This window comes from Dactylosporangium salmoneum (genome assembly GCF_039532525.1).
Taxonomy (GTDB): Bacteria; Actinomycetota; Actinomycetes; order Mycobacteriales; family Micromonosporaceae; genus Dactylosporangium; species Dactylosporangium salmoneum.
The window spans coordinates 21,545-33,064 of the sequence record NZ_BAAARV010000104.1 but is presented as its reverse complement, the minus strand read 5'-3'; the positions used below and the strand labels follow the sequence as shown (position 1 = coordinate 33,064).

Annotated in this window: 12 protein-coding genes; 8 read left to right on the top strand and 4 right to left on the bottom strand. The window is 73.5% G+C overall.

The annotated features are described in order from the left end of the window. A partial coding sequence (locus ABD352_RS49515) for a hypothetical protein (protein WP_344619627.1) occupies positions 1–216 on the bottom strand: 216 nt, incomplete at its 3' end. A 201-nt stretch (positions 217–417) separates the two neighbouring features. On the opposite strand from ABD352_RS49515, the gene ABD352_RS49510 reads away from it, so the two are divergent. Both ABD352_RS49510 and ABD352_RS49505 read left to right on the top strand, forming a co-directional pair. Beyond that, on the top strand, positions 418–972 hold the full coding sequence (locus tag ABD352_RS49510; protein ID WP_344619626.1) for an RNA polymerase sigma factor: 555 nt from the start codon (positions 418–420) through the stop codon (positions 970–972). Further along, on the top strand, positions 959–1,720 hold the full coding sequence (locus tag ABD352_RS49505) for a hypothetical protein (protein WP_344619625.1): 762 nt from the start codon (positions 959–961) through the stop codon (positions 1,718–1,720). Before ABD352_RS49510 ends, ABD352_RS49505 begins: the two co-directional genes overlap by 14 nt. Before the next feature lie 4 nt (positions 1,721–1,724). On the opposite strand, the gene ABD352_RS49500 is transcribed toward ABD352_RS49505, so the two are convergent. Further along, entirely contained in the window at positions 1,725–2,375 is a 651-nt protein-coding gene (locus tag ABD352_RS49500; RefSeq protein ID WP_344619624.1) for a response regulator, read from the bottom strand. 118 nt (positions 2,376–2,493) lie between these two features. Then, complete coding sequence (locus ABD352_RS49495) at positions 2,494–4,539, bottom strand: histidine kinase (protein WP_344619623.1); 2,046 nt, start codon at positions 4,537–4,539, stop codon at positions 2,494–2,496. A 174-nt stretch (positions 4,540–4,713) separates the two neighbouring features. Between ABD352_RS49495 and ABD352_RS49490 the strand changes: the two genes are divergently transcribed. Then, a complete protein-coding gene (locus ABD352_RS49490; RefSeq protein WP_344619622.1) occupies positions 4,714–5,346 on the top strand; it encodes a hypothetical protein in 633 nt (210 codons plus the stop codon). 64 nt (positions 5,347–5,410) lie between these two features. Here the strand turns inward: ABD352_RS49490 and ABD352_RS49485 are convergent, their stop codons facing one another. Further along, entirely contained in the window at positions 5,411–5,986 is a 576-nt protein-coding gene (locus ABD352_RS49485; protein ID WP_344619621.1) for a TetR/AcrR family transcriptional regulator, read from the bottom strand. Between the two features lie 115 nt (positions 5,987–6,101). On the opposite strand from ABD352_RS49485, the gene ABD352_RS49480 reads away from it, so the two are divergent. The 5 genes from ABD352_RS49480 to ABD352_RS49460 all read left to right on the top strand — a co-directional run bounded on the left by ABD352_RS49480 (position 6,102) and on the right by ABD352_RS49460 (position 10,981). Further along, complete coding sequence (locus ABD352_RS49480; protein WP_344619620.1) at positions 6,102–6,599, top strand: MarR family winged helix-turn-helix transcriptional regulator; 498 nt, start codon at positions 6,102–6,104, stop codon at positions 6,597–6,599. A 23-nt stretch (positions 6,600–6,622) separates the two neighbouring features. Then, positions 6,623–8,182 (top strand): MDR family MFS transporter, encoded by a 1,560-nt coding sequence (locus tag ABD352_RS49475; protein WP_344619619.1) that lies wholly within the window; start codon positions 6,623–6,625, stop codon positions 8,180–8,182. A 168-nt stretch (positions 8,183–8,350) separates the two neighbouring features. Then, the gene (locus tag ABD352_RS49470; RefSeq protein ID WP_344619618.1) at positions 8,351–9,115 is read left to right on the top strand and encodes a phosphodiesterase; all 765 of its coding nucleotides are present in this window, start codon (positions 8,351–8,353) and stop codon (positions 9,113–9,115) included. Between the two features lie 122 nt (positions 9,116–9,237). Then, positions 9,238–9,726 (top strand): hypothetical protein, encoded by a 489-nt coding sequence (locus tag ABD352_RS49465; RefSeq protein WP_344619617.1) that lies wholly within the window; start codon positions 9,238–9,240, stop codon positions 9,724–9,726. Between the two features lie 154 nt (positions 9,727–9,880). Continuing rightward, on the top strand, positions 9,881–10,981 hold the full coding sequence (locus ABD352_RS49460; RefSeq protein ID WP_344619616.1) for a hypothetical protein: 1,101 nt from the start codon (positions 9,881–9,883) through the stop codon (positions 10,979–10,981). The last annotated feature ends 539 nt before the right edge of the window (positions 10,982–11,520 follow it).

Here is an 11,520-nt window from a genome sequence, read left to right as displayed (position 1 = left end):
GGTCCGGACGGCCCCGGCGACGGCCCCGGCGAGGCAGAGCAGGGGCGCGGGGGCGGGGCGGCGCTCGCCCATGGCCAGGCGCACCAGCCAGGCGGCGTGCAGCACGCCGCAGGCGGCCGCGGCGAGCAGCACCGCGGCGGGCACGCTCAGGCCGAGCGGAGGGCCGCCGAGCAGCACCGCGGCCGCGGCGGTCAGGGTGAGCGGCGCGGACGCCATGAGCCACCGTTCGCGGGATCTGTGTGCGCCGCCGACTCCGGGTTTCATGTGGGGTCCGTCCGCTCGCCGGGTGGGGGGTACCTAGCTGTCCCCGGTAACGAGGCGGTCCGAGGGCGGTAACGGTGATCCAAACCTCTGTCACCCGCCGGGGGTACCGTGTGGCCACTGGACGGATTCGGGGGCCGTCGGCTCTCTAGAGACGTGACGCACGAAATCGGGACGGCGCCGCCGGACTTCGCCGAGTTCTACCGCGCCGAGGCGGTGCGGGTGCAGCACGTCATGAGCGCCTTCTGCGGCCGTGAGCTGGGCGCCGAGGCGGCCGCGGAGGGCTTCGCCCGGATGCTGGAGCGCTGGGCGCGGCTGCGCGACGTCGGCCCGCTCCAGCGGCGGGCGTACGTGCTGACCACCGCGAAGAACTATGCGCGGCGGCGGGCCGAGAGCGAGTCGCGGTACGTGCCGCTGGAGGACCGGCCGGGGCAGGAGCCGGCGGCGCTCGACGCGGCCCTGGACCGGGTCGACGACCGCCTGGGCCTGGAGCGGGAGGTGCGCCGCCTGATCGACGCCCAGCCGCACCGGCGGCGGCAGGTCGCATTCCTGTACTTCCTGCACGACGACGGCTACGGCGAGATCGCCCAGCTGCTGGAGATGAACGAGTCCACGGTCCGCAGCCACGTCGCGGAGCTGCGCAAGCTGCTGCGCCCGTACGTGCGGCGGCTACAGGAGATCACGGAGGCGAGTGAGCATGGCCGAGCCTGACCCGACCCGGGAGCTGATCCGGGGGGCGTACGCCGACCGCCCCTTCGACGCCGACGCCGCCCTGGCCGACGTGGTCCGCCGAGCCGGCCGCCCCCCGATCGGGAGCGCAGAGCCCGCGGGGCGGCGGCACGCGGTGGACGTGCGGCGGCGGCGCGGCCTGTCCGTCCTGGCGGTCTTCGGCGGCGTGGTCGTGATGGTGCTCGCGATCGGGTACGGCGCCGGCGTGTTCGGCGGCAAGGGCGAGCCCATGGGTGCGCCGCCGCTCGTGGTCGTCCCGACCCGCCCGGCCGGGGACGTGCCGGAGGCGAGCCGCATGCCGACGTCGTGGCCGAGCCAGAGCCCGGGCCCCTCGTCGCTGCCCGACGACGGCTACTCGCCGGTCCCGATCGACCTGCCCAGCAGCTGCGCCGTGGCGTGGAACCTGGACTTCTCCGGCGGGAAGTTCCAGGTCGGCTCCCGCGGTGACGTGTGCCCGCCGCTGGAGCGGGGCCGGCTGCTGCTGCTGGAGAGCATCACCGGCAACGGGCTGATCGGCCCCGGCTCGGCCCGGGTCTGGAGGCTCGCCGACGTGCCGGACCGGGTGGCGCCGCCGTTCACCTTCCGCGCACCGGGCGTCGACGCGCTGATCCCCGGGCACTACTACGAGATCATCTACATCGAGCCGCAGCTGGCGGACACCGCGTCGCCCGGCGCGGACGCCTGGCCGTTCTACCGCGGCGCGATGACGATCTCGATGGTGATGCCCTAGGACGTCACCGTCCGAGGCCCGCCTCGCGGGCCCGGACGATGGCCTCGGCCCGGTCGGCGACCTGCAGCTTGGCGAAGACGTTCGACACGTTGTTGCGGACCGTCTTCTGGGACAGGTACAGCGCCTGGGCGATCTGGGCGTTGGAGCGGCCGGCCGCGAGCAGCTCCAGGATCTCCCGCTCGCGGGCGGTCAGCTCCGGGAAGGCCTCGGCGGGGGCCGGCGGCCCGGCGGCGAAGAACTCGGCGATGCGCCGGGCCAGGGTCGCGCCGAACACCGCCCCGCCCGAGGCGACCGTGTTGATCGCCCGCACGATCTCCTCCTGCTCGGCGCCCTTCACGAGGTACCCCCGGGCGCCGGCCCGCACCGCGGTGAACACGGTGCCGTCGTCCTCGGACATGGTGAGCACGACGACGCCGACCTCGGGGGCCTCGGCCGCGAGCCGCCGGGTGGCCTCGATGCCGTTCAGATCCGGCATCTGTACGTCCATGACGACGACGGCCGGGCGCAGCCGCACGGCCAGCTCGACCGCCTCGAGCCCGGTGGCGGCCGTGCCGACCACGTCGATGCCGCCGACCGAGCCGAGCAGCACGGCCAGCCCGTCGCGGAAGATCGGGTGGTCGTCCGCGACGAGCACCCGGATCGGATCGCCGCTCACGCCGCCGCCTCCGCTTCGCTCCGGCGGCGGCGCGACAACCTGAGTCCCTGGTGAGCGGCCACTCCGCTTCGCTCCGTACCGCTCACGCCGGGGCTCCAATGTTCGAGGGTGCGGGGGATCACGAGCTTACTGCCGAGGCCAGGGGCAGGCGGGCGCGCACGACGGTGCCGCCCGACGCCGGGCACTCGATCTCGCAGCGCCCGCCCAGCTCGGCCGCCCGCTCCCGCAGCGAGACCAGCCCGACGCCCGACGAGGTGCCGGGGGCGATGCCGGCGCCGTCGTCGGTGACCTCGACCACGAGGGTGTCGCCCTCGGCGGCCAGCCGCACCGTGCACGCGCTCGCGCCGGCGTGCCGGGTCACGTTCGTCAGGGCCTCCGAGACGATGCGGTACGCCGCCACCTCCACCGCCGCCGGCAGGTCCTCCGGCAGGTCCGCCGACACCCGGGCGGCGAGCCCCGGCGTGCGCAGCCGCTCGGCCAGCTGCCCGACCGCGCCGGCCAGGCCGACGTCGTCGAGCGCGGGCGGGCGCAGGTCGTGCACGAGCCGCCGCACGTCGGCCAGCGCCGCCGACACGTCCTCGCGGGCCTGGCGCAGCATCGCGTCGGCCCGCCCGGTGTCGGCCCGCATGAGGTTGCGGGCCGTGTCGATGCGCAGCGCCACGCCGCCGAGGGCCGGGCCGAGCCCGTCGTGCAGGTCGCGGCGGACCCGGCGGCGCTCCTCCTCCCGCGCCCCGACCAGCCGCTCCCGGCTCACCTGCAGCTCGGCGGCCAGGTAGCTGGAGCGGGCCGCCGCGGCCGCCTGCCGGACCACGTCGGCCAGCAGGCGCTCGTCGCGCGGGGAGAGGGCGGTCCGGTACCCGCCGGCGGCGAGGATGAGCCGGCCGACGGTCTCGTCGCGGTACGTGATGGGCAGCACCTGGGTGGCGGCCGGCGCGGTGCCGAACTCGGCCAGCATCACCTGCCCGCCGGTGCGCAGGACCTCCACGGCGACGTAGGGGGAGCGGAACGCCTCGGCGACGCTGCGCGCGACGGCGAGCAGCTGGTGCTCGGGGCCGTCGGAGCGTTCGAGCTGCTCGGCGAGGCCGGAGATGATGCGGTACGGATCGTGGCGCTGGCCGAGCACCACCCGCTGGACGAACACCCACAGCCGGTTGCGCAGCGGGCCGTACACCAGGAGCACGACCAGCAGGCCGACCAGCGCCGCCCCGCGATCGCCGAGCTGCGTGGTGACCACGGCCAGGATGCCGGCGTCGACGACCACCACGACGGTGGCCAGGCTGCCGTAGAGCACGGTCCCGCCGAGCAGCCGGTCGATGTCGAACCGCTCGGGGGCCAGCACGCCGATCGCGATCGCCCCGGAGGTGAACCCGATGGCCACGAACAGCCCGGCGCCCAGCCACGACTGCGGCAGTACGAGCGCGGAGAGCATCACCAGCACGTCGATCACGCCGGCCCACAGCAGCCAGCGCATGCGCGCCCGCTCCAGCCCGGCGGTCGCGCGGTACCGCCGGATCACCACCGCGAAGGGCACGAGCACGCTCAGCGGGAGCGCCGCGTGGCCGATGCGCAGCAGCACCTCCCATGCGCCGTCGGGCAGCGGCAGGCGCAGCAGGTCGGCGGACAGGCCGTTCGCGGCCGCGGGGGCGGGCCCGTCGTTCATGGCCTCGGCGATCCGCGCCGGCACGAAGAGCAACGTCAGCGGCAGTACCGCGGTGGCGCCGAGACTCCCGATCGAGGCCCACCGCCACCAGCCCTTGGGCAGGCGCCCGTCCGGGTAGAAGACCAGGACCAGGGGCAGCGAGAAGAGCAGCCCGGCGCCGGCGCGCTGGTAGAGCCAGTACGCGAACACCGTGCCCGGCGGCAGCGGGCTCTTCGTCGTCGCGTAGGCCACCCAGGCCACGGCCACGCCGTCCAGCGCCCAGTGCAGGCCGGTCGCGCACAGGATCCAGGCGACCGCGTTGCGCGGCACCTTCCGGACCAGCAGCGCGCCCGGCACGGCGAGCGCGAGCCCCGCGAGCCCGGAGATCCAGCCCGCCTCGAGGCCGTCGCTCGCCCGCCGCTGCGCACCGATGGACGCCTCGAGCGCCACGGAGGCGATGGTGGCGGCGAGGGCGAGCGCGACGAACGCGCCCCCGGCCAGGGCGGACGCGCGGGGCTTGGGCACCCGCACATGGTGCCAGGCCGGGCGTCCCGCGGGCCCGGGGACAGGAGTCCCGCTCGATCAGGGACTCGGTCGGGGACGCGGCGCGGGGCGCGGGACCCTGCCGCCCGGGTCGCCCGGTCCCGCACAGTTCTCGGCATACCGCGCTACGGCGCTCGACATAGAAGGAACGCAGCCATGACCATTCGCACCGGGCCGATCCCCGCCCGCACCGACGAGGCGCCCGCCGTCACCGCCCGGATCTCCACCGGCCGGACCCGCGCGCTCGGCGCCGTCCTCGCCGCCGGCACCCTGTCCTGGGCGGTCTCCATGTTCACCGTCGGCAACAACCCGACCGACTCGCTGGGCATGACCATCACCGACGTCACCGGCGGCATGTTCCAGCTGGGGCTGTTCGCGCTGCTGGCGGTGCAGCTGCGGACGGCCGCCACGGGCACCTCGAAGGTGGCCCGCGGGATGCTCTACGTCGAGCACGTCCTGCTCGGGGTGGCCACGGTGTGGAGCTTCCTGCACGCGGTCCCGTCCCTGCGCGACTCCGCCTTCCTCGTCCCGATGGACGTCTTCTGGCCCCTGTCGATGCTCGGCATGTTCGTGATCGGCCTGAAGATCCTGTTCACCGCCCGCTGGAAGGGCGTGGCCCGGGCGTGGCCGACGGTGGCCGAGAGCTGGGCCGTGGTGTCCGTGCCGACCTTCGCGATCGCGGGCTCGCCGGTGGCGGACTACGTGGGCGGCGCGCACCTGCTCATCGGGTACACGGCCCTCGGCCTCATCCTGGTCGCCCGGCCCGCGCTGACGGGAGCCCGCCCGTGACGCGCTGGGCAGGCCCCTGCTGATCCTCGACATGTCCGGCGCGTGGCGCTGGACATTTCGGCGTTCACGGGAACTGCTCGCCCATGTCCTCCAGGCACTCCCGCATCACGTCGACCAGGGCCGTGTCCGCCGGCCGGTCCAGCCACTCGTGCACGGCCACCCGCATCGCCACGAGGAAGGCGCCGGCCATCAGCCGGGCGCGCACCGGCGCGCCGAGCGACCGGGCCGAGACCTCCGCGGTCAGCTCGTCCTCCATCGAGGCGTACGTCGAGACCTGCTGCGCCGCCAGCGACGGATGCCGCCGCACGAGCCGCACCTGGTTCACCCATCCCGGGTCGCGGGCCCCCAGCCGCCGCTGCACGTCCAGCGCGGCGCCGGTCAGCGCGGCCCACGGCGGCTCGCCGGCCGGGCGCTCCCGAACCGCGTCGACCAGCTGCCCCACGCGCATCCGGTCGCCGAACAGCAGCGCCTCCTCCTTGCTGGCGAAGTAGTTGGAGAAGGTCCGGCGCGACACTTCGGCCGCGTCGGCGATCGCCTCGACCGTGACCTTGTCCAGGCCGTGCTCGATCGACAGCGCCACGGCGGCCTCGTGCAGGGCCTGCCGGGTCGCGAGCTTCTTGCGTTCCCGCAGGCCGGTCACGAAGCCGATGTTACCTACTTCTCACTGAGAAAACTTGCGCACCGGGCAAGTTTTTTGGATGCTTGTATCAGGCAAGTATTCGGCAGCCCGTCGGGCTTGTGTGGGGAGGACGACCGTGGACCACGTCGACGCGCTGCGCGACGAGGTGCGCGAGCTGATGAAGGTCGTGCGCCTGGTGAAGCAGCACCACCACGGCGGCGACACGCTCGCGCCCGGAGTGGCCGGCATGCTCGCCGCCATCGACCGGCTGGCCGGCGGGTGCCACCTCAAGGAGCTGGCCGCCGCCTGCGCGCTCGACCAGTCGACGACCAGCCGGGCGGTCAGCGCGTTCGTCGCCGACGGCCTGGTCCGCCGGGTGGCCGACCCGCACGACGGGCGGGCCAGCTTCCTGGAGCTCACCGACACCGGGCGCGATGCCATGCGGCGCACCAACGAGCTGTACACCAACCTGCTCGCCGACGCCCTGCGCGACTGGACCCGCGCCGACGTCGAGCTGCTCAGCGGCCTGCTGCGCCGCTTCGCCGAGTCGGTGGCCGCCCAGCCGGCCGCCGGTCGCACCACCACAGACAACCGCAACACGGACAGCCGCAAGGCCCTGGAGGCAACACGATGAGTCAGGCGCAAACCGAGGAGCCGATGACCCATCGGCAAGTGCTGGAGGCGCTCAGCGGACTGCTGCTCGCCCTCTTCGTCGCGATGGTCAGCTCCACGATCGTCTCGACCGCCCTTCCGAAGATCATCGGCGCGCTCAACGGCACGCAGACGCAGTACACCTGGGTCGTCACCGCGACCCTGCTGACCGCCACCGCGACGACCCCGATCTGGGGCAAGCTCGCCGACCTGTACAACAAGAAGGTCCTCGTCCAGGTCGCGATCGTGGTCTTCGTGGTCGGCTCGATCATCAGCGGCTTCGCGCAGAACACCGGCGAGCTCATCGCGGCCCGCGCCTTCCAGGGCATCGGCGTCGGCGGCCTGCAGGCGTTGGTCCAGGTGGTCATCGCGGCGATGATCCCGCCCCGTGAGCGCGGCCGGTACAACGGCTACCTCGGCGGCGTCATGGCCGTGGCCACCGTCGGCGGCCCGCTGCTCGGCGGCGTCATCGTGGACACCTCGTGGCTGGGCTGGCGCTGGTGCTTCTTCGTCGGCGTGCCGGTGGCCGTGCTGGCCCTCATCGTGCTGCAGAAGACCCTGCACCTGGCCACCATCAAGCGTGACAACGTGAAGATCGACTACCTCGGCGCCACCCTCATCGCCGCCGGCGTGTCCGTGCTGCTCATCTGGGTCTCCTTCGTCGACAGCTCGTTCGCCTGGGCGTCCTGGCAGACCGCGGTGATGGTCGCCGCCGGCCTGGTCCTGCTCGCCTTGGCCGTGTGGGTCGAGGCCCGCGCCGCCGAGCCGGTCGTGCCGCTTCGCATCGTGGCCCAGCGCACCACCGCCCTGTCCATCCTGGCCAGCCTGGCGGTCGGCATGGCGATGTTCGGCGGAGCGGTGTTCCTCGGCCAGTACTTCCAGATCGGCCGCGGCTACTCGCCCACCGAGGCCGGCCTGCTCACCATCCCGCTGATGGCCGGCGTGCTGGTCTCCTCGATCGTGGTCGGCCGGCTGATCACCCGCACCGGGCGGATCAAGCCGTACATCGTCACCGGCACCATCATCCTCGTCGCGGGCTTCGCCGCCCTGTCCACCATCGACCACGAGACGTCGCTGGTCTTCGTCGGCGCAGGCATGCTGCTGGTCGGCGTCGGCGTGGGCATGTCCATGCAGAACCTGGTGCTCGCCGTGCAGAACACCGTGCAGCTCAAGGACATCGGCGCGGCCAGCTCGACGGTGGCGTTCTTCCGCTCGCTGGGCGGCACGATCGGCGTGTCGGTCCTCGGCGCGGTGCTCGCCCGCCGGGTCACCGACAACATCACCCACTCCCTCGCGGCGGCCGGCGTGCAGGTCCCCGCGGGCGGCGAGCAGACCAGCAACCTCAACCTCAACGCGCTGCCGCCGGCGATGCAGCACATCGTCCGCGCCGCGTACGGCGACGCCACCGGGCACATCTTCATGCTCTCGGCGGCCATCGCGGTGGTCGGCGTGATCGCGGCGCTCCTGATGCGCCCGACCATGCTGCGCAGCACCCTGGACCTGTCCGGCCCCAAGCCGGCGGACCCGGCCGACCCGGTCGCCGAGCACGTCGGCGTTCAGCGGTAACCCGCAAGGAACCGAAGCCCGGACGGGCGGCGGCGAGCTCACCCCCTGGAGCTCCCGCCGCCCGTCCGCCGTTGCGCCCGCCGTTCGTTGTTGCGTGGCCCGTTCGCCGTTGCGCCGTTCGTTTGTTGTCGCGTCGTGCGTTCACCTTGGCGGCGGAGAATGATCGTCATGCCGCTCATCGCGCACCTCAGCGACTCGCACATCACCACCGGCGCCCTCGCCGCCGAGCCGGCCTCCGGGCTCTACCGCGCGCTGACCCGCGTGCTCGCCCTCGAGCCGCGCCCGGACTGCGTCGTCGTCACCGGTGACCTCGTCGACCGCGGCCAGGAGGCGGAGTACGACGTGCTCCAGGAGCTCCTGCGCAACTATCCGGTGCCCGTCCACCTCGTCCCCGGCAACCACGACGGCAAGGCGCCCCTGCAGCGGGCGTTCGGGCTGGCCGAGACGTCCTACGCGGCGGAGTACCCGGGCTTCACGATCGTCGTGCTCGACTCGCTGCGCCCCGAGCTCGGCGACGCCGGCGAGGTGGGGGAGGAGCAGCTGGCCTGGCTCGACGGGGTGCTCGGCCGGCGCGCCGGCGTGCCCGCGTTCGTCTGCCTGCACCACCCGCCGATCAAGGTCGGCATCCCCGGCATGGACGCCATCCGGCTCGCCGACGGCCCCGCGCTGGCCGAGGTGATCCGCCGCCACCCGCACGTGGTCCGCGTGCTGGCCGGGCACCTGCACCGGGTGGTCACGGCCGGGTTCGCGGGCACGGTGCTGAGCGTCGCGCCGAGCACGTACCGCCAGGTCGACCTCGGGATGCGGGAGGGCCGCCCGGTGAGCTTCGTGGCCGAGCCGGCCGGCTTCCTGCTGCACCGCCTCGACGGCGACGAGTGCGTGACCCACCTGGTGCACACCAGTCACACGGGGGCACCGGTCACCGCCTATTGAGACCGATCCGCCGATACGCGCGTGGCACGTTTCCGGGATTTGGTGCGTTGCTGACCCCCGTACCTTGGTTTCAGCGACACCACCCCATGCACCACCTGGCATGCACCCGAGAGGAACACCCCATGAGCGAGTACGGCGAGTTCGACGCCGGTCAGGAGCACGGCAGCCTGGAAGCCGCGCACACGGAGCACGGCGCCGCGATGGACCACCAGTCGCAGTACGGCATCCTCGAGCGCGACCACCACAGCGTCGAGCACGAGGAGTTCGAGCACCTCAAGCACATCGAGTACACGGACGCGGCGGGCAACCACTACGAGATCACCGAGTACACGCACTACGAGCACACGGAGATCGAGGACTCGCACGAGTTCGCCGCCTACGGCCAGGAGAGCGGCAGCTACGCCGGCTTCGGCGCGGCCGAGGGCGAGTCGGCCGGCTTCGGCGAGGCGAGCTTCGGCGAGGCTGGCGGCGGCGACGCCGGCCTGGGCATGGCGCACGGCTTCGGCGCCGCCTCGGCGGCCTCGGGCCTGCAGAGCATCACCTCCCGTTTCGAGAACTTCCTCGGCTCGGGGCTGTTCAGCGACAACGAGATCGACGACGCCAGCGCGTGATCATCTCCTCTCGGGGCGGTGAGATTGCGCTCACGGCGCCGGTCGGCGGGATCCCCGCTGACCGGCGCCGTGTCGCATCCGCGCCACTTGTCAAGGCCTTTCCGGGGCGGAATTCGGCGGCAGTTCGGCCGCAAACGACGGAGACTGCATCGTCATGAGCCTCGACGACGACTGGCACTACCTGCCGACCCGCACCCGGGCCGGCGCCCTGCAGCGCGGACTCGGCCGGGGTGCCGTGCGGGCCAGACAGGACCCCGCCGCGCCGGAGCTGGTGTACGCCTGCATCCGCCGGGACCATCGCTGGCTGCCCCTGGACGACCGGGGCATCTACCTGGCCCGGCTGGTCCGCGACCTGGAGCTGCCGACCGGCCCGATCGTGGCCCGCCTCTTCACCGCCTCCGACGAGGCCGGCGAGTTCTCCCACGTGCTGAGCGTGGTCGAGGCCTTGGGCCGGGCCGGGTCCGACGGGATCGTCGAGAGCCTGCGCCGGTACGTCGAACTGGGCCCCTACTGGCAAGAAGCCCTGGCCGCCGTCGCCCCGAGCTGGCCCGCCAACTGGTGGGACGACCTGCTCCCGATCGCCGCCGACCGCCTGGCCAGCGCCGCCCGCCCGCCCCGGCTGATCCCCGGCGCGCCGTGGACCGACTGGTCGGCCCGCGACGAGCGGGTCCGCGCCGCCCTGGCCACCGGCCCGGAGGAGGTCCGCGGCCTGGGCGCCCTGCTCGACGAGGCCGGCGAGTGCTTGTCCTCGCCGGAAGTGCAGGCCCTGCCCGCCGCCCGCCGGGTCGCCGCCGACCCCGCCTCGGGCCCCTACTGGCAGAGCCTGTGCGTGCTGGCCGAGCACGGCGACGAGTCCGACGGCCCCGCCCTGCTGGCGGGCCTCTCATGGCTGGACACCCGCCCCGACGACATGTGCGGCTACGACCGCCTCGTCACCGGCCTGGCCCGCGTGGGCGGCGACGCCGCGATCCAGGCCCTGCCGAAGATCCGTTCGCTGTGGTTCAGCCCGCACTCGTACGAGCGGGCCGCCTACCTCCGCGCCCGCCTGGCCCTGGAGCCAGCCGCCTGCGCCGGCGCCTTGACCGAGGGCCTGTGGGACTGCGAGGCGTCGGTCCGCGTGCTGGCGGCCCGGCATGTCCCGCTGGACGAGAAACTCGAGCGGCGCCTGGCCTACCTGCGCGACGACCCGATCGAGACCCTGGAGGTCCGCGGCGCCGCCGCCGAACGCCTGGCCCTGGAAGCCGCAGTCCGCTGACCACCCTGCTCGCCGGGTGCCGACTGCCCGCTCCACCGCCCGGCGACGGCCTGGCTGGGGCGTGGGGCGACGGGCTGGCTGGGGTGTGGGGCGACGGCCTGGCTCTCGGCGTGCGGCAATGGCCCGGCTCCGCGCGTGCTGACTGACTGGCGTGCTGTGGGGCGATGCCCGGCCCGGCGTGCACTGATCGGCGGCGTGGCGTGGGCTGACTGCCTGTGCCTGGCCCGGCGTGCGCTGATTGCCCCACCCCGTGTGCGCGGACGGCCCAGCCTGCAGTGCGGCGCCGAGCCCCTTCTGAATTGGGCGTAGCACCGACAAGCTCGCCAATCGGTCAAAAGCCTCGAACCGATAAGTCGGGCGCTGGCGCGCCACGACTTATCGGATTTATACCCCGTCAGGTTATAAGTCCGAAATGTCGTGGCGCGCCAGCGCCCGACATTTCGTGCAAAAAGGTCCAGCAGGAGCGGTGTCGGGCGGGCGACACATTGGCGCAAGCGCACGCCAAGTGTCCGCCAAGTGCCGTCATCGATAGTGGTTTC